This window comes from Nocardiopsis rhodophaea (assembly GCF_039530945.1).
Lineage (GTDB): Bacteria > Actinomycetota > Actinomycetes > Streptosporangiales > Streptosporangiaceae > Nocardiopsis_C > Nocardiopsis_C rhodophaea.
In genome coordinates, this window is record NZ_BAAAPC010000005.1 from 100888 (window position 1) to 122055 (window position 21168).

The 21168-nt window shown below is 71.5% G+C and carries 18 protein-coding genes; 12 read left to right on the plus strand and 6 right to left on the minus strand.

Annotation, left to right across the window (positions count from 1 at the left end; all coding sequences use genetic code 11):
- Positions 1–273 precede the first annotated feature (273 nt).
- Positions 274–2070: an L-lactate permease gene (locus ABD259_RS07190; protein ID WP_344161047.1), complete on the minus strand. Its 1797-nt coding sequence runs from the start codon at positions 2068–2070 to the stop codon at positions 274–276.
- A gap of 654 nt (positions 2071–2724) precedes the next feature.
- On the opposite strand from ABD259_RS07190, the gene ABD259_RS07195 reads away from it, so the two are divergent.
- The gene (locus ABD259_RS07195) at positions 2725–4128 is read left to right on the plus strand and encodes a DHA2 family efflux MFS transporter permease subunit (protein WP_344161050.1); all 1404 of its coding nucleotides are present in this window, start codon (positions 2725–2727) and stop codon (positions 4126–4128) included.
- Here the strand turns inward: ABD259_RS07195 and ABD259_RS07200 are convergent.
- A complete protein-coding gene (locus tag ABD259_RS07200) occupies positions 4073–5059 on the minus strand; it encodes an alpha/beta hydrolase (RefSeq protein WP_344161053.1) in 987 nt (328 codons plus the stop codon). The two genes, ABD259_RS07195 and ABD259_RS07200, sit on opposite strands and share 56 nt — an antisense overlap.
- A 180-nt stretch (positions 5060–5239) precedes the next feature.
- Entirely contained in the window at positions 5240–6082 is an 843-nt protein-coding gene (locus tag ABD259_RS07205; protein WP_344161056.1) for an alpha/beta fold hydrolase, read from the minus strand.
- 130 nt (positions 6083–6212) lie between these two features.
- Here ABD259_RS07205 and ABD259_RS07210 point away from each other — a divergent pair, with 130 nt between their 5' ends.
- On the plus strand, positions 6213–6467 hold the full coding sequence (locus tag ABD259_RS07210; RefSeq protein WP_344161059.1) for a hypothetical protein: 255 nt from the start codon (positions 6213–6215) through the stop codon (positions 6465–6467).
- Here the strand turns inward: ABD259_RS07210 and ABD259_RS07215 are convergent.
- A complete protein-coding gene (locus ABD259_RS07215; RefSeq protein ID WP_344106735.1) occupies positions 6449–6664 on the minus strand; it encodes a hypothetical protein in 216 nt (71 codons plus the stop codon). The two genes, ABD259_RS07210 and ABD259_RS07215, sit on opposite strands and share 19 nt — an antisense overlap.
- A 461-nt stretch (positions 6665–7125) precedes the next feature.
- On the opposite strand from ABD259_RS07215, the gene ABD259_RS07220 reads away from it, so the two are divergent.
- The 5 genes from ABD259_RS07220 (at position 7126) to ABD259_RS07240 (ending at position 10883) form a co-directional block, all read left to right on the plus strand.
- The gene (locus tag ABD259_RS07220) at positions 7126–7446 is read left to right on the plus strand and encodes a hypothetical protein (protein ID WP_344106734.1); all 321 of its coding nucleotides are present in this window, start codon (positions 7126–7128) and stop codon (positions 7444–7446) included.
- Positions 7447–7744: 298 nt separating this feature from the next.
- Complete coding sequence (locus tag ABD259_RS07225; protein WP_344106733.1) at positions 7745–8575, plus strand: aldo/keto reductase; 831 nt, start codon at positions 7745–7747, stop codon at positions 8573–8575.
- A gap of 230 nt (positions 8576–8805) precedes the next feature.
- A complete protein-coding gene (locus ABD259_RS07230; RefSeq protein ID WP_344161062.1) occupies positions 8806–9591 on the plus strand; it encodes an SDR family NAD(P)-dependent oxidoreductase in 786 nt (261 codons plus the stop codon).
- Positions 9588–10415, plus strand: coding sequence for an enoyl-CoA hydratase family protein (locus ABD259_RS07235; protein ID WP_344106731.1), 828 nt, complete (start codon positions 9588–9590; stop codon positions 10413–10415). The genes ABD259_RS07230 and ABD259_RS07235 overlap by 4 nt, the downstream gene beginning before the upstream one ends.
- Positions 10416–10883 (plus strand): RidA family protein, encoded by a 468-nt coding sequence (locus ABD259_RS07240; protein WP_344106730.1) that lies wholly within the window; start codon positions 10416–10418, stop codon positions 10881–10883. It begins immediately after the preceding gene.
- 46 nt (positions 10884–10929) lie between these two features.
- On the opposite strand, the gene ABD259_RS07245 is transcribed toward ABD259_RS07240, so the two are convergent.
- Complete coding sequence (locus ABD259_RS07245; protein WP_344161065.1) at positions 10930–11853, minus strand: PaaX family transcriptional regulator; 924 nt, start codon at positions 11851–11853, stop codon at positions 10930–10932.
- Between the two features lie 789 nt (positions 11854–12642).
- Between ABD259_RS07245 and ABD259_RS07250 the strand changes: the two genes are divergently transcribed.
- The 4 genes from ABD259_RS07250 (at position 12643) to ABD259_RS07265 (ending at position 18997) form a co-directional block, all read left to right on the plus strand.
- Entirely contained in the window at positions 12643–13992 is a 1350-nt protein-coding gene (locus ABD259_RS07250; protein WP_344161068.1) for an acyl-CoA dehydrogenase family protein, read from the plus strand.
- 25 nt (positions 13993–14017) lie between these two features.
- A complete protein-coding gene (locus ABD259_RS07255; protein ID WP_344161071.1) occupies positions 14018–15655 on the plus strand; it encodes an AMP-binding protein in 1638 nt (545 codons plus the stop codon).
- Positions 15656–15664: 9 nt separating this feature from the next.
- The gene (locus ABD259_RS07260) at positions 15665–18070 is read left to right on the plus strand and encodes a bifunctional salicylyl-CoA 5-hydroxylase/oxidoreductase (protein WP_344161074.1); all 2406 of its coding nucleotides are present in this window, start codon (positions 15665–15667) and stop codon (positions 18068–18070) included.
- A 189-nt stretch (positions 18071–18259) separates the two neighbouring features.
- Complete coding sequence (locus ABD259_RS07265; RefSeq protein WP_344161077.1) at positions 18260–18997, plus strand: alpha/beta hydrolase family protein; 738 nt, start codon at positions 18260–18262, stop codon at positions 18995–18997.
- Positions 18998–19107: 110 nt separating this feature from the next.
- Here the strand turns inward: ABD259_RS07265 and ABD259_RS07270 are convergent, their stop codons facing one another.
- Positions 19108–19989, minus strand: coding sequence for a sulfotransferase (locus tag ABD259_RS07270; RefSeq protein ID WP_344161080.1), 882 nt, complete (start codon positions 19987–19989; stop codon positions 19108–19110).
- A gap of 389 nt (positions 19990–20378) precedes the next feature.
- Between ABD259_RS07270 and ABD259_RS07275 the strand changes: the two genes are divergently transcribed.
- Positions 20379–21152, plus strand: coding sequence for an SIR2 family NAD-dependent protein deacylase (locus ABD259_RS07275; protein WP_344106722.1), 774 nt, complete (start codon positions 20379–20381; stop codon positions 21150–21152).
- The last annotated feature ends 16 nt before the right edge of the window (positions 21153–21168 follow it).

Genomic DNA, 21168 nt, shown 5'->3' on the forward strand with positions numbered 1-21168 from the left:
GCGAGCCCTTTGAGGCTCTCACTGCGAAAGGCACCGAGATCACTCGCGGAAGATGTCTCATTCTCGAAACGCCGCCATGTAGCCAGCGACACTCCGCCGCGCCGGGCTGCTCCCTGTTGGGTGATTCCAATCTCGGATCGGCGCTCTTTTATCGGATTTTTTCGAATCTTCATAGGTTCCTGCTCGTGAGTGTCCAATAAGTGCTCGTGGATCTAGCGCTCATTGAGTGCTCACGCAACCCCCGTGCTGGCCATGGCTCGCCCCTCGGAGGACCTACGTTCTGCCCAGGCGTGAGTTCCCCCTGGGCCGTGGCGACGAACGAAACGACACGGCCGCCGTCACTGCCATGACAAGGGCCAGTGTCGCCAGCCCGATCGTTCCCGCGTTCAGGCCGACGCCGTAGCTGAGGACGTAGGCCAGCATTCCGGCGGCCAGGCAGTAGTAGGCCATGGGGAAAACGGTCTTGCGGATGAGGGCGCCCTCCTTGTCGATGAGGCCGACCGTGGCGCAGGCGGCGACGACGTTGTGCACCGTGATCATGTTGCCCGCCGCTCCGCCGACGGCTTGGGCGGCGACGACCACGTGGGTCGGGGCTCCGATCTGGGCGGCGGTGGAGAACTGGAAGAGCGAGAACATCAGGTTGCTGACCGTGTTGCTCCCGGCCGCGAAGGCGCCGAGGGCGCCGATCCAGGGGGCGAAAATCGGCCAGGAGTGGCCGGCGAGTGCCGATGCTCCGGCCGCCAGGGTCAGGGGCATGCTGTCCAGGCCCGAGGCGTTGAATTCGGCGCCCGAGTTGATGAAGACCCGGACCATCGGGACCGCGGCCAGGAGTGCGACGGCGGCCATGCCGAGCTGGCGGCCGGCGACGATCCATGACCGGGCGATTTCCGGCCGCTTCATGCTGTGGATGGCGTAGGTCAGCGCGATGACGGTCAGGAACACGAACCCGGGGGACCACAGCGGGCTAAAGTCAGCGGAGATGTCGGTCCCGAAGATCCCTGTCCACTCGATCGTCACCGCCTGGAGGGGGTCGGCCAGGGCCAGGCGGGTGAGCAGGAGGAGTGCCGCGACCAGGACGTAGGGCACCCACGCCCGGGCCACCCCCATGTCGCCGTCGGCGATCTCCCGGGTGTCCGGCACGATGCGGCCCATCCAGTCGGGCAGCCACCGCCGACGAGGCGGGAAATCCCATGGTTCGGACGGCATAAGGAATCCCCGCCGCGCAGCGAACACCACGATCACCAGCCCGATGAGCCCACCGAAGAGGGCGGGGAACTCCGGTCCCAGCAGCCAGGCGGTCAGGAGGTAGGGGACCGTCATGGCGAGCGCGGCGAACAGCGCGAAGGGGGCGATCCGCAGGCCGTCCGCCGCGCTGCGGCGCTCGCCGAAGAAGAGCGTGAGCATGCAGACCAGGAAGAGCGGGACCAGGGTGCCGACGATGGCGTGCATGACCGCCACGTGGAGCGTGACCGGCCCGCTGATGTAGGCGTCCAGTCCAATCTGGGCGGCGTCAAGGCGCTGCTCGACCTCCGCCGATCCCGCGAGCCCTCCGCGGACGCCGACGAGCAGAGGGGTTCCGACCGCGCCGAAGCTGACCGGCGTGCTCTGGATGATGAGCCCGGCCATGACGGCGGCCATTGCGGGGAACCCGAGCGCGAGCAGGAGGGGAGCGGCCACGGCCGCGGGGGTGCCGAACCCGGAGGCGCCCTCGATGAAGCTGCCGAACAGCCAGGCGACGATGATGACCTGTGCTCGTCGGTCGGGAGTGATGCGGGTGAACGCCGCGCGGATCGAGCGCAGGGCGCCGCTTGCGTTCAACGTCGCGAGGAGGAGCAGGGCTCCGAAGACGATGTAGAGCAGCCCGATGGCGATGATGAACCCCTGGACGGTCGAGGCGGCGATCTCCCGCCACCCCACCTGCCAGACCGCGACGGCGAGGGCGACCGCCACCGCGTAGCCCACGGGCATCGCGTACTTGGCGGGCCATCGCAGCCCGACAAGGAGCACGCCGATCGCGACGATGGGAAGGACGGCCGACAGGCTGAGGACGGCCGGGTGCAGGGTCGCCATTGTGTATCCTCCCCGGCCGCGGTGTCCGGCGGCCTCTCAAACTTCTCCGGAATCACGCTTTTCCCGCTTCGCTCCCCCGAAATATGTGACATGACGCCGTTAACGCAAGAGTTCTTCATCGTTCTTCGACGGGCGCCGGTCGCCTATCGTCCGGCGATCATTGAAAGGGCTCTCTCATGACCTGGGGAAAGGGAAAGGGGAGTCGGGCGGTGAGTCGATCGGCTTGTTCGGCGCTTCGATTCTGAGGGGCGCGCCCGGGTGGTTCCAGGTGTGTGTCCCGCCGGTGGGGGCGGTCCGGCGCTGTGAAGCGCGGGTGTGGGGGCGATGGGGGAGTTCCACCGTCCGCGCCGAAGCGGGGACGGAGGCGGAACGGAGACCCCGCGGCCGGAAGATGGCGCGGTGCCGGGGGACGGATGGGGATCGGACGTCGGGGGTGAGCGAGTGGTGCCCACGCGTCGAGGCGCGCCGCCAGCGGTGGCGGGCGAGTGCGGGGTGATCGTGCGCCCGGGCCGCTCGCGCTCGCCATCTTTGTGATACGTGTGTATCATAACGCTGGGGCGGGGTCCGGCCGCTGGCGGTTCCACGGCCCCGAAGTCCCGATCGCCGGAGCTCGTCCAGGGACCACTAGGGACGTCCAGAAAGGATCCCTCTGCCGTGACCGCATCTGCGCCGCGTGCTTCGGCCTCTACGGCGATTCCCCTCCGGGTCTGGAAAATCGCGGCGGTTACCGGGGCGGGCGCCTTCCTCGCCATGCTGGACTCCACGGTGGCCAACCTCGCCCTGGAGTCCATCCGTTCCGACACGGGCGCGGCCCTCCCGATAGTTCAGTGGGTCGCCACCGGATACCTCATCGCGCTCGCTGTCTCGCTCCCCGCCGCCGGATGGCTCGGCGCTCGCTACGGGCAGGGGCGCGTCTGGGCCGTCTCGCTGGCTGTCTTCACCGCTGCCTCGGTCCTCTGCGCGCTGTCGCCCGGGATCCTGTTTTTGGTCGCCGCCCGACTCGTCCAGGGGCTGGCCGCGGGCGTGATGGTTCCGGTCGGCCAGGCCGTCCTCGGCTCGGCGGCCGAACGCGACCAGCTCGGCCGGGTCATGGGACTGTCCGGCATGGTCGTCAGCCTCGGTCCGGCCGTCGGCCCGGCGGTCGGCGGGCTCCTCCTGGAGGTGGCCTCGTGGCAGTGGCTGTTCTGGATGAACGTCCCGATCGGCGCGGCCGCTCTCATCGGCGCCCGTGGTCTGGCGATCGACGCCGTGACGGACACCGACCGCCGTCTCGACCTCCGCGGACTCGTCCTCCTCGGCCTCGGGCTTCCGCTCGTGCTCTACGGTGCGACCGGGACCGGCGCCACGGGTACCACGGCGGTCACCGTCGTCGCGGTGTGCCTGGGGACACTGCTGGCCGCCGGATTCGTCGCCTGCGCGCTGCGGAGCGAGCACCCCTTGATCGAGCTGCGGTTGCTGGGCCGGGCGAGGTTCGCCGCCGCCACCCTGATCGCCGGGCTCACGGGCGCGAACATGTACGGCGGACTCCTGCTGCTACCGCTTTACCTGCAACTCGTAGCCGCCCGGGACAGCATGGCCACCGGGCTGATGCTGCTGGCCATGGGGCTGGGATCGGCCGTCGCCCTCTACGTCGCAGGGACGGTGAGCGACCGACTCGGGGCGGGGCCGGTCTGCCTCATCGGGGCGGTGCTGCTCACCAGCGCCACCCTGCCGTTCCTGTTCTCCGGAGCGCTTCCGCCCGCCGCGCTGACCGCGATCCTCGTGCTGCGCGGGGCGGCGCTGGCCCTGGGCCAGATGCCCGCGATCACCGCCGCCTACGCGTCGGTCGCCACTGAGCGGATGGGCGACGCCGCCACCCTGGTCAACATCGTGCAGCGTGTCGGCGGCGCCCTGGGCGCCGCGGTGGTGGTCATCGCCCTCACCGCGGCCGGCGGCAGTAGCGAGCCGGCCGCCTACCGCTGGGCGTTCGGCCTGCTGGGGGCCGTCTCGGGGCTCACCGCGGTCACCGCCGCGTTTCTGTGGACGACGACCGCTGGCCGCTCGACGTCTCCTCCGTGAACGCCGCGCGCAACGCCGAAACCAGTGCGGATTCGGCGCGTCTGGCCGGGCTCAGGAACTGTCCGAAGCCGAGAATCCCGTGGAAGCCGTCGTTGATCCGCACGGTGGTCGTCGGGACCCCCGCCGCCGCCAGCGCGCGGGCGTACGCCTCGCCCTCGTCGCGCAGAGGGTCGAAGTCGGCGGTGAGGACCAGCGCGGGTGGCAGGCCCTCCAGGGACGCGGCGCGGATCGGTGAGGCGCGGAAGTCGTGTCGGTCCGCGGGGGTCGCGATGTACTGCTTGCCGAACCACCCCATCGCCGCGGTGGTGAGCAGGTAGTTGTCGCCGTTCTCCGCGCGCGACGGATACAGCCGGCCGTCGGAGCCGCCGCCCTGGTCGACCACCGGGTAGACCAGCGCCTGGTAGGCGATCGCGGGCCCGTCCTCGTCCCGGGCCAGCAGGGGGACGACCGCCGCCAGGCAGCCGCCCGCGCTGTCCCCGGCGACCGCAAGTCGGTCCGGGTCGATGCCGAGCTCCGCTGCGTTCTCAGACACCCAGCGCGTCGCCGCGAAGGCGTCGTCGGGCGCGGCGGGGAAGGGGTGCTCTGGCGCGAGTCGATAGTCGACCGAAACGACGACGACCCCGGCCCGCGCGGCGATGATGCGGCACACGTGGTCGTGCGAGTCCAGATCTCCGAGGACGAACCCGCCGCCGTGGAAATACACGACGCCCGGCGCGACCGTGTCCGGGGCGGGGCGGTACTGCCGGAGGGGGATAGATCCGGCCGGTCCAGGGGCCGTCAGGTCACGCACCAGGGCCACGTCGGGGCCCTGAATCGCGGCACCGGGGCTGGCAGCGGCGCGAAGCTCGGCGGCCGACGCGTCGTCGTCGATCGCGGGGAACCCTTCGTTGAGCTTGTCGATGAAGTCGCGCGTCTCCTGCGTGAGCTGCATGGATTCACCTGGCCTTCGGAAAACAGGGAGAAAGAGGAATAGAGGGGCCGCCTGCGCGAAACCGGCGACCGAACCGTGTTCTGCTTTGGGACTCTAATCGCTGTTTCCCCTGGGCACCAGTACGCGCGCGTGTTCTCCCGGATCACCTCCGTGTGCTCGGGGGTGCCCGCGGCACGCGGATCAGCCCGTTCCGGGCGGTCGGGTCGCGTCGACCGATGCGAGGAAGTCGCCGAGCAGCGAGGTGACGGCCTCTGGCTGTTCGATCGGGCTGGAGTGGCCCGCGTCCGGGATGGTCTCCAGCCGTGCCCCGGGGATGCGCGCGGCGACGCGTTCGGCGTGGTCGGGAGGGAGTGCGGCGTCCTCGGCGCCGGTGGCGACGAGGGTGGGCACGGTGATGCCCGCGATCTCCTCGTGGACGGGAGCTCGGTCGGCGACGCCGAGGACGGCTTTGCGAATGCCCGAGCGCGGGCACCGCTTCAGCCGCCGGGCCCACTCGTCGATGACCGCTCGACTCTCCGCGGAGGCGCGGAACGTCGGCCCGAACATCAGCGGGGCCACCTGTCCGAACACCGGCCGCAGTCCGACGAGCCAGTAGACGGACGCGAGCAGCCGGTAGCGCCCGACTTTTGCGGTGTCCTCCGCGTCGGCGCTGGTGTCCAGCAGCGTCAGCGACCGCAGGAGACCGCCGCGCCGGGCGCCGATGCGCTGTCCGATGAAGCCGCCCATCGACAGGCCGACGTAGTGAACAGGGGCCACGCCGAGCCGCTCGATCAGGGCGACGGCGTCGGCGGTGAGCGTGTCCATGTCGTAGCCGTCGCGCGTGGGCGCGCTGTCGCCCTGACCGCGCCAGTCGACGGTGACACAGCGGTAGCGGTCGCGCAGCGCGGCCACTTGGTGGTGGAACAACCACCCGCTGAACAGCAGGCCGTGACCGAACACCACGGTCGGCGCGTCGGGCAGGTCCGGGGGCGCTCCGGTGTCGGTGTAGGCGATCGTCGCCTCGCTGACCTGGATCGTCGGCATCCCATGCTCCCTCGCAGCGGGGTCACCCGTGGACGCGCCACGCGCCCGGCCCCGTCCGCAGGGTCGGTACCCACCGCGACCCGCACCCACACAGGGCGCTCGCGGAGGCCGGCCAGAGGGCGGGTCGGAGTTGGCCGAGCCGGACGCCGACCGCGTCGTTACGAACCTTGCCGCCACGAGCGGAGCGGTCGAGGACTCCGTTGGCGCCCACGGCGGGCGCACTGGGTTCGTCGTCGACACCGCCCGCGGCCAGCGCCGCGACGGCGGGTACGTCGAGTCAGCGCTCCCGGCCCTCGGCCAGGGGGTCGAGTTCCCGCCCCACGCGCTCGGGTATGACGGCGGCCGCTGCGCCGCCGATGTCGTCCGTTACTTCATCTCGGACTGAGTCGCGGGAAGGGATTCGGTCACCCACACCCAGCGGCCGTTGTACTCGGTGTAGCGGCGCTGGACCTGCTCGATGTCGGCGAGCGGGGAGCCGAATACGGGGCTCCAGTCCCCGGAGGAGCGGTGTTCGAGGTAGAGGTTGTCGTTGTCGGTGCGCACACGGAGAGCTTGCTCGGTGTGCAGGGATCCGTCGGTCATTCGGACGCGAAAAGTCGCCATGGTCCCTTTTTCGATTGCGCTCGGTGTCAGTGGTGAAGAGCGCGGAGATCGCGTCCCGGTACCTCGGCGGCATGCCCGAGGAGTGGACGATCGTCGGGACGCGGCGCGATCAGCGTGCGGTCCACTCTACGCTTGCGTCCGGTCGCTGCTCGGGGCGGGGGTGAGACGACGCCGACCGCCCCGGGGGAGGCGGCCCTCCGTCGCTCTCGTCCGGTGCGACCTGTTCGGGGCTGGCCGGGCCGTCGTCCCGCCGCCGACGGTGCCGCTTGCTCGCGTCGTCACCGCGGTGCCTTTCGCCCGCGGCTACCGCCCATGCCGGTCGCCCCGGCCTCCTTGCCCAACGGACCCTTTGAGGACCATGGTGAATGAGGACCGGCAGTGGTCCTCATCCGTTCTGTTGTGATGGGTGACAATCCGTGTTCTCGGAGAGAAGATGAGGCATGGAGCAACAGCGCACCGAGAAATGGCTCCGTCCGCGACTGGCGGCGGTGGGCCGCCGGTCCCGGCTGGTTCCGAAGCAGGCACACGCCGTCGACCTGGTCTCCCGCGTCTTTGAGGCGGAGGAGATCGACACACCCGACCAAAGGGACGTCGCCGCTGCCGCCGCGCGCACGGCGATCTCCCACGAGATCGAGACCCGCTGGCCGGGAGCCCCCTACGTCATCCGGCAGGGGAAGGCCGCGGAGTTCGAGGACCTCGAACTGGGAACCGAGCCGGACGCGCTGGTCGTGTTCGGGGTTGTGTACGAGTTCGACGGCTGAGCGGAGTCCGCTGCGCGGGTGAGGCGGTCGGCCGACCGGTCGCCTCGCCGTACCCCAATCGCCGGGAGCGGGCGTGTTCCGGCCGAGGCGGGTCGGTGCCGACCCGGCGCAGGTCGTGGTTCTGTCACTGCCCATAAACCCCTGGCGTGCATTTCCCGATTCCGGGTAATGGTGGGGGAGTGGGGCTTTTCACAGTGCGGGGGCAGCGGGAATGTGCCCTCGCACCTGGGGGGTTGCCGCAGAGGGAGTTAGTAGCTCAACGCTTCGGTTGAGCCTGCAGTGACGGGGGAGTACATACATGTTCACGGTTCCCGAAGTCACCCTCAACAACGGTGTGCGGATTCCGCAGCTGGGGTTCGGGGTGTGGCAGGTAGCCGACGAAGACGTCGTGGGCGTCGTCGGTACGGCGCTCGAAGCTGGTTACCGCAGCATCGATACGGCCGCGGTCTATGGAAACGAGGCGGGGGTCGGGGAGGCCATCCGCCGTTCCGGAATCGATCGCGACCAGCTGTTCATCACCTCCAAGGTGTGGAACAGCGACCAGGGGTATGACGCGACGCTGCGCGCCTTCGACGCCTCGATGCAGCGCCTGGGACTGGAGCGGCTCGACCTGTACCTGATCCACTGGCCGATGCCTGAGCGCGACACCTACATGAGCACCTACAAGGCGCTGGAGCGCCTGTACATCGAGGGTCGTGTGCGGGCGATCGGGGTCTCGAACTTCCAGATCGAGCACCTGCAGCGGATCCTGGACGAGGGCGGCATCGCGCCGACCGTCAACCAGGTCGAGCTGCACCCGCGGATGACTCAGGGGCCGCTGCGCGAGTTCCACCGCGAGCACGACATCGCCACCGAGGCATGGAGCCCGCTGGGCCAGGGCAACCTTCTGCAGGATCCGGACATCGTGAAGATCGCCGAGGCGTACGGCAAGAGCCCGGCCCAGGTGATCATCCGGTGGCACCTGCAGATGGGCAACATCGTCATCCCGAAGTCGGCCACGCCGGAGCGGATCCGCTCCAACTTCGACGTCTTCGACTTCGAGCTGGCCAGTGGCGACATGGAGACGATCTCCGGCCTCAACGCCGATGAGCGCTTCGGCCCGGATCCCGACACCTTCAACCAGGCCTGATCCACCGGCCCGGTCGGCGACCGGCCACGCCGGCGACCGAAGAGGGCGACCGATACGGAAGCGGTGGCCCGCCCCTGCACGGGGGCGGGCCACCGCTTTTTTGGTGAGACACCCGTTGGTGCGGACCGGGGCGCGTGCTGCGTGGAACCGTCCGACGGGTCCCGTGGTGCCGCCACCGTTGTATGACGATCTTCTGACGAAGGTCACAGGCGCGTGATAGCGTGCCGCGCATGGAGACCTCCGCCCGTCTCGCCGTGGTGTCCGGCGGGGGCGGCGGCATCGGCCGCGCCCTGTGCCGGGAGTTGTCCCAGCGCGGGTACGAGGTGGTCGCCGTGGGGCGCGACCTCCGGCGTCTCCGGGATCTCGAAGTGCTGATCGCCCGCGCCGCGGACACCGGACCGCCCGGCCACCCGCCGGTGCGCGGCGTCGTCTGCGACGTCACCGACGAGACGGAGACAGAGCGCGTGCTCTCCGCCCTCGGGCCCGTCGACGTCCTGGTGAATAACGCCGGCACCGCGGAAAGCGCCCCGCTGCACGGCACCACGCTGCGCTCCTGGCGCGAGCACTTCGCCGCCAACGCCACATCGGCGTTCCTGCTCACCCGCCATGTCGTTCCCGGCATGCGGGAACGCGGCCATGGGCGCGTCGTGTTCATCGCCTCCATCGCGGCCCGCGCCGGAACCCCCTACACCGCCGCCTATGCGGCGTCCAAGCACGCCATGCTGGGCTTGGCCCGCGTGGTGTCGGCCGAGGTCGCCGGCACCGGCGTCACCAGCAACACCGTCTGCCCGTCCTTCGTGCGCACCCCCATGACCGAGCGTTCGGTCCGGCGCATCGCCGAGCGCACCGGCCGCACACCGGAGGCCGCGCGGCAGGCACTGGCCGACTCCGGGCCGCTGGGCCGCCTGGTGGAGCCGGAGGAGGTCGCGGCGGCCGTCGGCTACCTGGTCTCCGACGCGGCCGCCTGCGTCAACGGCCAGTCCCTTGTCCTCGACGGAGGAGGTATCCAAACGTGAGCCCGTTTCGTGCGTCTGCCCCGCTGACGGACACGTGGGACCACTTCGAGCTGACCAACGCCGGGGGCGTCACCACGGTGACGTTCACCCGCCCGGACAAGATCAACGCCCTCACTTTCGACGTCTACGCCGACCTCCGCGACCTGCTGGCCGAGCTACCGCACCGCGACGATACGCGGGTGCTGGTGCTGCGCGGCCAGGGGCGCGGCTTCTGCTCCGGCGGGGACGTCAACGAGATCATCGGCGAGACGTTGCAGATGGACCCCGACGGCCTGCTCGCCTTCACCCGCATGACGGGCGAGGTCGTCAAGTCGATGCGCGAGTGCCCGGTCCCGGTCATCGCGGCCGTCCACGGGATCGCGGCCGGTGCGGGAGCCGTCCTGGCCCTGGCGGCGGACTTCCGCGTCGTCGCGCGCTCGGCCCGATTCGCTTTCCTGTTCACCAAGGTCGGCCTGTCGGGGGCGGATATGGGCGCCGCCTACCTGCTGCCGCGCGTTGTCGGGCTCGGGCACGCGACCAAGCTGCTGATGCTCGGCGACACCGTTGGCGCGGCCGAAGCCGACCGGTACGGCCTGGTCAGCGAACTGGTGGAGGATGACGACCTGGACGCTTCGGTCACCGCGCTGGCGGAGCGGCTGGCGGGCGGCCCCGCGTTCGGCTACGCGCAGACCAAGGCCCTGCTCTCCCGGGAGCTGGACATGAACCTCTCCGGCGCCATCGAGCTGGAGGCCATGACGCAGGCGCTGCTGATGAAGAGCCAGGACTACGCGGAGTTCCACGCGGCCTTCACCGGCAAGCGCGATCCTCAGTGGAAGGGCCGGTAGATGAGTGGAGTGAGCGACGCCGCGGGCGGAGCCGCGGGGCCGTCGCCGGGAGATCGCCACGGCACGCCGCACCGCGTCGTCAACCCGCCCACGCTCGCCGCCCCGGTGGGATTCGCGCACGCCGTCGTCTCGGTCCCGGGCCGCACCGTTCACCTGGCGGGGCAGACCGCGCAGCGTCCCGACGGCACGATCATCGGCCCGGGGCTCGTCGAGCAGTTCGACCAGGCGCTCGCCAACCTCCTGGAGGCCATGCGCGCCGCCGGAGCCGAGCCGGGCCACCTGGTCGCTCTGAACGTCTACACCACTGATGTCGCCGCCTATCGGGACAACCTCAAGCCGCTCGGTGCGGCCTACCGGCGCCACCTGGGCCGCCACTACCCGGCGATGGCGCTGTTCGGTGTCAGCGGCCTGCTCGCCCCCGAAGCCAAGGTCGAGCTGCTGGGCACCGCCGTGATCCCCGACCCCTGAGCGCGGTGGGGCCGGGGTGCGGGTCCGGGCCTTCGCCCGCACCCGCTCAGTGTCGGCCGGTCGCCGCGCGCACGTGCTCCAGAGCGGGGCGGCGGAGCAGCTCGTGGAGGGCGAAGAAGACGTCGGCGGCCCCCCGGCCCGCCCAGGTGTCGGGCAGCAGGTCCGGCGGCAGGCCGGGGTCGAGGTAGTGCAGGTGCCGCCAGGCGTCCACGGCCCGCAGGTGGTCGGTGAACGCGGCGGCGTTGTCCGGTCCCGCCTCTGCTGTCTCCGCGTGTGCCTCCTCGGCCGTGCGCGTGGTCGCGCGGTCGTGCTGCCGCCATCGCTCCAGCACCGGGGCGTGGGCGTCGAGGAAGCCCCGGTACATCTCCTGGAGGGCGTCGAAGTCCCACCACTCCGCCACGGTCGAGGCGAGCTCACCGAATCCCAGATGATGGCTGTGGAAGAGCTGGACGTAGGACTCCATGCCCAGATCGGCGATGGTGCGCCGGGCCTGCTCGGTGAGGTGGGCGGGGGCGATCCACACCCCGGCCGCCGTCGTCCCGAACCCCAGACGGCCCAGCCGGGAGCGGAGCAGGTGCCGCTTGTGGCGCTCGGACTCGGGGATCGAGAACACGACGAGCACCCACCCGTCGGCGAGACTGGCGACCCGCCGGTCGAAGATCCGCCGATCCCCCTCGTCGAACAGGGCCAGGCCCTCGGGGGAGAGCCGGTACCCGGCCACCCCGCCGACACGCTCGGGGGCCAGCAGGCCGCGCCGCTTCAGCCGGGAGACGGCTGAGCGCACCCCGGGCGCGTCCACGTCCAGCTCGGCCATGAGCGAGATGAGCCCCGCGACCGGGACCCATCCGCCGACCTCGCGGGCATAGGTGCCGAAGAACGACACGATCAGCGAGCGGGGCCGCCGGTTCTGCCGCTCCGCCGGGTGTTCTGCGACTTCGGCCCCATATGTCGTCCCGGATGTCGTCGTCACACATGCACGATATCGCGACCGCGTGGGATGTTCCCGCTGTCCGCGTCCGGCGGCCCTGTGGCGCGGCGTGACAGCGATGACCCGGCAGCAGTGTGCGGGGCGCTGAGGTGCCGGTCGCCTCGCACCGGGAGAGGCGCGGCGACTTCCGAGGTCTGCTGGGCGGCCTTGTCCGCCTGTCGCCACTCCGGCGCTCTGGGGTGAGAAGCGGCACCGACGGCGGAGGGGACTGGGGGCGCCGGTGTCCTCGCGAGTTCGGCCTGGCGTCGGCCCGCACCCCGGTCTCCTCCCTGGTGGAGGAACGAAGGCGGCAGCGACGAGGGGGAAGGGGCAGGGCGCCCCTGTCGTCTCCCGGGCGGGCCATGCGGGCGGCCCGGAAGTCGGTGTGCGGGCCACCGGACGCCGGGTATGCCCGGTTTGCCACAAGTTCCCCGCGATGATCATGGGGATGGTCCCGGTTATGTCCGGTTTGCCGGGACCATCCCCATGATCATCGCGAGACGTGGTTCGGGACATCGCCTATCCCTCCTTGCGGCCACCCGCCTCGCCAGGAGGCCGGCGCCCCAGCCCCCTCCGGCCGTCGGTGCCGCTTTTCACCGCCGAACACCGGAAAGGACGTTCGCCGACAAGGCCGCACAGCACGTCCCCACCCCCTCTATGCCTGTGGGGCTCCAGGTGCGGTCCGGCCGTCGTCGGTGATGCGTAGTGAAGTATTGACGGTCGTCACGAAATCGGTATATTCGAGCCTAGGCCACCGAGCCCGCACCGCCGGAGGACCCGGGAGGGGACGTCATGGCGTTCACGCTCAGCCCCGACCACCGCGAGTTCGCCGCGTGGGTGCGTGCGACCGCCGAGCGTGAGCTCCGCTCAGCGTTCCCCGCGCACTCGGCCTCCTCGTTCCCTCCGCCGCCGCGCCGGTCGGGCCCTGGCCCGGGTGGGCTCGGCGACGCCGCCCACGCGACCGCCCGCGCGTCGCCTCCCCCCGCGCACACCGGCCGCGTCGACCGCGGCCTGCTGCACCGGCTCGGCCGCTGTGGGCTGCTCGATCCCCTCTTCCCCGGCGCCGCCGGCGGGGGGCCGACACGGTCGGTGTCCGCGGTCGAACTCTGCCTGCTCCGCGAGACACTGGCCCAGATCAGCACCGCGGCCGAGACCGCACTGGCCCTGCAGGGGCTCGGCGCCACCCCCATCGTCCAGTCCGGCACCGAGAAGCAGGTCGCCCACTGGATCCCGAAGGTCGCGGCCGGCGACGCCGTCGCGGCGTTCGCGCTCAGCGAGCCGGAGGCCGGGTCCGACGCCGCCGCGCTGCGCCTGGCCGCCGAACCGGAAGCGGGAAGCGGCGCGGCGCCGAGCCGGTGGCGCCTCACCGGTGAGAAGACCTGGATCTCCAACGCTCCCGACGCCGACATCTACACCGTGTTCGCCCGCACCGGCCCCGACGCCGGGGCGCAGGGAGTCTCCGCGTTCCTCGTCCCTGCTGACCGTCCCGGGCTCTCCGGCGAACCGCTCGACATGATCGCGCCGCACGCGCTGGGGCACCTCACCTTCGACGGGGTCCCGGTCACGCGCGACGACCTCCTCGGCGCCCCCGGGCGGGGCTTCGGCGTCGCCATGCGCACCCTCGACCTGTTCCGCCCCAGCGTCGGCGCGTTCGTCGTCGGCATGGCGCAGGCCGCCCTCGACCTCGCGCGCGACCACGCCGCCCGCCGCACCGCCTTCGGCGGTCCGCTCAAGGACATGCAGAGCGTCGCGCACACCCTCGCCGAGATGGCCACCCGGACCGAGGCCGCACGCCTGCTCGTCTACGCCGCCGCCACCGCCCGTGACGACCGCGGCGCCACTGCCTCCGGCCCGGCCCGGGCGCCCGCCTCGAACCCCCCGGGCTCCACGAGCACAGCGGAGGAGCCGCACGTCGGCGCGAACGGCGCCCTCTCGCTCACCGCACGCGCCGCCATGGCGAAGCTGTACGCCACCGAGACCGCCCAGTACGTCGTCGACGCGGCCGTCCAGCTGCACGGCGCACGTGCCCTGCGACGCGGCCACCCGCTGGAGGAGCTCTACCGCGAGGTGCGCGCACCGCGCATCTACGAGGGAGCCTCCGAAGTCCAGCGCACCATCATCGCGCGGGAGCTGTATCGCTGACCCGCACCGGACCAGGAGATCCGCGATGGAGCCGACCCTCTCACCGTCCGCCTACACCGACACCTTCGCCCGAGACCACCTCCCCCCACCCGACCAGTGGCCCCACCTCTACTTCCCCCTCCCCGAACTCCGCTACCCCCACCACGTGAACTGCGCTGAGGAACTCCTGGACCGCACCATCGAGCGCCATGGGCCCGAACGCCCCGCCATCCGCGGCGAACGCGAGTCGTGGACGTACCGGGAACTGCGGTGGCTGGTCGACCGCGCGGCGCGCGTCCTGACCGACGAACTCGGCGTGTGCCCCGGCAACCGGGTCATGCTGCGCGGCCCCAACTCGCCGTGGCTGGCCGCCTGCTGGCTGGCCGTCCTCAAAGCCGGCGGCATCGCCGTCACCGTCCTGCCAGTGCTGCGCGGCGGAGAGCTCACCGACATCCTGCGCTCCGCCCAGATATCCCACGCGCTGTGCGACGCCCGGTTCGCCGACGACCTCGAAACCGCCGTCGATCGCGCGGAGCCCGACCTGGCCGCCCGCACCCGCGTCACCCTCTACGGCTCCGGTCGCCCCGACGACCTCACCGCACGCGTCGCCGCCGCGCCCGGCACGCCCTTCCCCGCCTTCCCGGCCGCGGCCGACGACGTCGCCCTCATCGCCTACACCTCGGGTACCACGGGCCGCCCCAAGGGGTGCGTGCACTTCCACCGCGACGTTCTGGCCATCGCCGACACCTTCTCCGCGCACGTGCTCCGCCCGCACACCGACGACCTGTTCGTCGGCAGCCCCCCGCTGGCCTTCACCTTCGGCCTGGGCGGACTGCTCGTCTTCCCGCTGCGCGCCGGTGCCTCCACCCTGCTGTTGGAGAAGGCCGGACCCGACCGCCTCCTGCGCGCGATCGAGGACGACCACGCCACCGTCGTCTTCACCGCTCCCACCGCCTACCGCGCCATGCTCGGCCGGGCCGCCGGACACGACCTGTCCTCGCTGCGCCGCTGCGTCTCGGCGGGCGAACACCTCCCCGCCGCCACCTGGAAGTCCTGGCTCGACGCCACCGGCATCCGGCTCATCGACGGCATCGGCGCCACCGAGATGCTGCACATCTTCATCTCGGCGGCCGACGACGACATCCGCCCGGGCTCCACCGGCATCCCGGTCCCCGGCTTCACCGCCGCCGTCCTCGGCGCCGACGGCGACCCCGTGCCCGACGGGCAGCCCGGCCGCCTCGCCGTACGCGGCCCCGTGGGCTGCCGCTACCTCGCCGACGACCGCCAACTCCGCTACGTGCGCGACGGCTGGAACATCACCGGCGACACCTACGTCCGCGACGCCGACGGCTACTTCTGGTACCGGTCCCGCTCCGACGACATGATCGTCTCGGCCGGATACAACATCGCCGCCATCGAGGTGGAAGAGGTCCTGCTGCGCGCGCCGCAGGTCGCCGAGGCGGCGGTCGTCGGCATCCCCGACCCCGAACGCGGCCAGATCGTCAAAGCGTTCGTCGTCCCCCGGGACGGCGTCCCCGCGTCCGAGGACACCGCCGACGAGCTCAAACGGTTCGTCGCCGCCGAGATCGCCCCCTACAAGGCGCCGCGGGCCGTGGAGTTCGCCCGGGCCCTCCCGCGCACCCCCACCGGCAAGCTGCAGCGATTCAAACTGAGGGAGGGGTGAACGGCGTCCATGCGCATCGCCTGCATCGGCGGCGGCCCCGGGGGCCTGTACTTCGCCGCGCTGATGAAACGGCTCGATCCCGCCCACGAGATCACCGTCTATGAGCGCAACGCGCCCGACGACACCTTCGGGTTCGGCGTCGTGCTCTCCGACGAGACCCTCGGCGGGATCGAACACGCCGACCCCGCGGTGTACGCGGCCCTCAGCGCCGAATTCGCCCGCTGGGACGACATCGACATCCACTACCGGGGCCAGGTCATCACCTCCGGGGGACACGGCTTCTCCGCCATCGACCGCGGACGACTGCTGCGGATCCTGCGCGACCGCTGCGCCGACCTCGGCGTCGGCCTGCGCTTCCGCGCCACCGCGCCGCCCGCCACCGATCTCGCCGCCACCCACGACCTCGTCGTCGCCGCCGACGGGGCCAACAGCACCACCCGTCGCACCCACGCCGCCGACTTCGGCGAACACCTCGACCGCCGCCACTGCAAGTACATGTGGCTCGGTACCGACCTCGTGTTCGACGCGTTCAACTTCCACATCGTGACCACGCCGCACGGGACCATGCAGGTACACGGCTACCCCTACTCGGCCGACGCCAGCACCTTCATCGTGGAGATGCACGAACGCGTGTGGCGCGCCGCCGGCTTTACCAGCCGCCCCGACCTGCGTCCCGGCGACAGCGACCACGACGCCGTCGACACCTGCGAAAAGCTCTTCGCCGACATCCTCGGCCGCGGCCACCGCCTCGTCCCCAACAACTCGCGGTGGCTCGCGTTCACCACCGTGCGCACCGACACCTGGCACCGCGGCAACGTGGTGCTGCTCGGCGACGCCGCCCACACCGCCCACTTCTCGATCGGCTCGGGCACCAAGCTCGCCATGGAGGACGCCCTCACACTCGCCGCCTCCCTCCATGAGAACCGGGGCGTCCGCGCGGCCCTGGCCGCCTACGAGGAGGAGCGCCGCCCCGTCGTCGCCAGCACCCAGCGCGCCGCCCAGGCCAGCCTGGAGTGGTTCGAGGACATCGAACGGCACACCGCGCAGGAACCGCGCCGGTTCGCGTTCAACCTGCTCACCCGCAGCCGCCGGGTCACCTACGACAACCTCCGGGTGCGCGACCCCGCCTTCGTGGCCGACGTCGACGCGTGGTTCGGCGCGACCGCGTCCTCGCCCCAGCCTTCGGCCCCGTCCTCGCCCGCGCCCATGTCCTCGCCCGCACACCGGCCGCCCATGTTCTTTCCGTTCCGGCTGCGCGGCCTGGAGCTGAAGAACCGGGTCGTCGTCTCCGCCATGGACATGTACTCCGCGACGGACGGCACCCCGGGCGACTTCCACCTCGTCCACCTCGGCTCCAAGGCGCTGGGCGGCGCAGCGCTGGTCATGACCGAGATGGTCTGCGTCTCCGCCGAAGGGCGCATCACCCCCCGCTGCGCCGGGCTGTACGCCCCCCACCACGAGGCCGCCTGGAGCCGCGTCACCGATTTCGTCCACCGCCATACCGACGCCGCCATCGGCGTGCAGATCGGACACTCCGGGCGCAAGGGCTCGACCCGCGTGATGTGGGAGGGCATCGACCAGCCCCTGGAGGAGGGCAACTGGCCGGTCGTCGCCCCCTCCCCGCTGCCCTACCGGCCCGGCGTCAACCAGGTCCCGCACGAGCTCACGCCTGCCGAACTCGACGCGATCCGCGACGAGTTCGCAGCGTCGGCCCGCGCGGCCGACCGCGCCGGATTCGACCTGCTGGAACTGCACTGCGCGCACGGCTACCTGCTGTCCAGCTTCATCTCGCCGCTCACCAACCGGCGCACCGACGCCTACGGCGGGGACCTGGCGGGACGGCTGCGCTTCCCCCTGGAGGTGTTCGCGGCCGTCCGCGCAGCCTGGCCCGGCGACCGGCCGATGACCGTCCGCATCTCCGCCACCGACTGGGTCGACGGGGGAACCACCGCCGACGACGCCGTCGCCATCGCCCGCGCCTTCGCCGACGCCGGGGCCGACGCCATCGACGTCTCCACCGGGCAGGTCACCCCGGACGAGGAACCCGCCTACGGGCGCAGCTACCAGACCCCGTTCGCCGACCGAATCCGCGGCGACACCGGAATCCCGACGATCGCCGTCGGCGCGATCTCCTCCTACGACGACGTCAACTCGCTCATCCTCGCCGGCCGCACCGACCTGTGCGCGCTGGGCCGCCCCCACCTCTACGACCCGAGCTGGACGCTGCACGCGGCCGCCGAGCAGGGCTATTCCGGTCCCGGCGTCACCTGGCCGGTTCCGTTCCGAGCAGGCTCCCGTCGGCCGCAGACCGGGCGGACGGACGGCCCCCGCCCGCGACTGGAGCTGGTGCGGGGGAACGACGACGCGACTACGGCCCACCGCCGATGGCGCCCGCAGCGGTCCGCGGGGACGTGAGCCCGTCCGCGAACTCCCGGGTGCCCGCTGGCGGTCGCGTGTACCGCGAGCGGGCCGCCGCGGATTGAGCGGTGCCTGCCTTATCGCCTCTTCAGCGGATATTCGACCCTGGCGGCGGCGGATATCGGGCGCTACGGTCGGACCCAGCGGCGGCTCACAATTGTGAGAACTGAGGAAAGGGGCGCGCCCATGACGGTGACAGATACGCTCTGCTATGGGAAGCACCCCAGCCAGGTGATCTACGTCCGGCAGCCCGACGCCGACGCGGACGCCCCCTTTCCCGTCGCGGTGCTGCTGCACGGCGGATGGTGGCGCGACCGCTTCGACGCCCGGTTGATGGAACCGATCGCCGCCGACCTGGCCGACGCCGGGTGGCTCGTGTGGAACATCGAGTACCGCCGCACCGGCGGCGATGACGACGGCGGCTGGCCCCAGACGCTGGACGACGTCCGCGCCGCTCTTGACCTGCTCAAGGTCAGGCTCACCGAGGGCGCCGAACCTGGCGATCCCGCCCGCGTGGTCGCGATCGGCCACTCGGCCGGAGGCCACCTGGGTCTCATGGCCGCCCCCAATTCGCCGCTGACGGCCATCGTCGGTCTCGCCCCCGTCACCGACCTGCGGGCCAGCCGGGAGGCGGGCCTCGGCGAGGGTGCCGTGACCGCCTTCCTCGGACCGGACCCGGGCGAGTCCCTGGTGGAGGGCTCCTCCCCGCGGTACCGCGTCCCCATCGGCCTCCCCCAGATCATCGTGCACGGAAAACGCGACGACCGCGTCCCTGTCGAGCAGAGCCGCGCCTATGTGGAGGCCGCCCGCGCCGCCGGGGACCGGGTCGACTACGTCGAACTGCCCCACGCCGACCACTTCGACGTCATCGATCCCGCCCACGAGGCGTGGTGGGCGACCCGGGAGCGGCTGGACGCCGGGTGACCGCGGTCGGGCGGGTCAATCCCCCGTAGCGGCGGCCCCGGGCGGGACGTGGAGCGCGGGGGAGAGGGCCGAGGGGAGCAGGCGGGACCCCGGCCGCGGGAGCGCGCGGATCAGGCGTAGCCGAGGCGGGACAGCTCGGCGTGCGCCGCCGACTGCACGTCCTTGCGCTGCCCGCCGCTGAGCCGGTTGCGCCACGAGCCGATCCCGGAGGCGTCGGTCCGCACCAGTTCCACGGCCGACACCCGCGCCCCCGTAACCGCGCGGAGCCGTTCCGCGGTCGTGACCTCGCCCCCGAACATGTCCTCGTAGCGAAGCGTCATCAGCCGGTCGGCGCCGAGCATCTTGCGCAGCTGGGCCGACAGCCGCACCGCCCCCCGCCAGCGCATCGCGCACTTGGCCGCGATCGACAGGTTCGGGTACTCCTCGCGCTCCTGCTCGGTCTCGATGCCGAAGAACGGGTTGGGCAGCTCATGGTCCAGGTTGGCCATGCTGGGCCGGAACCACGCCAGCGACTGCTCGTCGTCGAGCATGTCGGCGACGACGTCCCGGCCATCGCGGATGACCTGCACGAACACGGCGTCGCTGAACGCGGCGTTGAGGGCCGTCGCGCTGTAGAGCAGGTCCGGGCTGGCGTCCCCGAAGCGGGTCACCTGTCTGGCGTGGCGACAGGGTTCGGCCGACTCGCGCGCCGCCACCCGGCGGCCCGGCGGGCACAGCGGGCAGGTGAGCGGGGTCAGCAGCCAGGACTCGGCGAACGCGTCGCGCAGCAGGCTGGCCGTGCCGGAGGCGCGCTGCTCGACGACGGAGGGGCGGCGGGCGACCGCGTAGATCGCGTTGAGTACGCCGGCGTCGCCCTGGCCGACATGGAAGCCGGGCGCGCGACGCAGCGCCCTGGCGATCAGGTTCACTCCTGAGTGCGGGGCGCCGAGGACGAAGACCGGGCGGTGGACCTTCGTCCCATTGACGACGAGGATGTAGGACGGCTGCTTCATGATGTATGTAGATTTTGACATCGTTTGACGGACTTCGGTCCATCCGGCCCTCTTTTTGCCGGAGAATGCGGTCAATTCCGACAGCCGCGCGGGGATCACCGTCCCGAGTTGCCTACCCCGGGGTGACGCGGCTGGGTCTGCGGCGGATCAGTGACACCTACTCCCAGCCGGTGTGACGTGAGCGTACCGCGTCACACCACGTCCGGGCGGTCGGTCCGGCCGCCTTCGTTGTTCTTCGCCGGGTAACACATTCGCCAAGCGCGGGGAAGGACCGTCCGTAACCGACCGGGGGTCCAGAAGTCCCAACCCAGGGGTAGACGGGCGGCGGACAGGGTGACGCTGCCACAATGGGCGAACAGTGTGTGAACGAGACCACCGAGGATCCCTCTATGCCCCCACCCTCACGCCACACCGAGGTCGCTGCGCTGCTGGGCCAGACCGACCGGGTCACCGTGCTCACGGGCGCGGGCATCTCCACCGACTCCGGGATTCCGGACTTCCGCGGCCCGCGGGGTGTGTGGACCGTGAACCCCGCAGCGGCCGCGATGTTCGACATCGACACCTACATGGCCGATGTCAACGTCCGGCGGGAGGTGTGGCTGATGCGTCGCGCCCATCCCGCGTGGACAGCGAGTCCGAACGCGGCGCACTACGCGCTGACCGAACTCGACCGCGCCGGGCGGCTGCGCGCCCTCGTCACACAGAACGTCGACGGCCTGCACCAGGCGGCGGGCATCGACCCCCGGCGCGTGATCGAGGTGCACGGGACGATTCACTGGGTCGTGTGCATGTCCTGCGGGCTGCGGACGGCCAGCCCCGAGGTTCTGGCCCGGCTGGACGAGGAGTCCGACCCGCACTGTCTGGAGTGCGGCGGTATCCAGAAGGCCGACACCATCTCGTTCGGACAGCGGCTGAAACCGGAGGTGCTGGAGGCCGCCGTCGAGGCCGCGGAAGACTGCGACGTCTTCGTGGCCGTCGGCACCTCGCTGACGGTGCACCCGGTGGCGGGCCTGTGCGACCTCGCCCTGGAGTGCGGCGCCCGGCTGATCGTCATCAACGCCGACCCCACCCCCTATGACGGGGTAGCGGCGGCGGTGCTGCGCGAACCTATCGGGGAGATCCTGCCCGAGATCGTCAAGGAGTCCCTGGCACGGCGGACATGATGGCCGCGGGACCGGG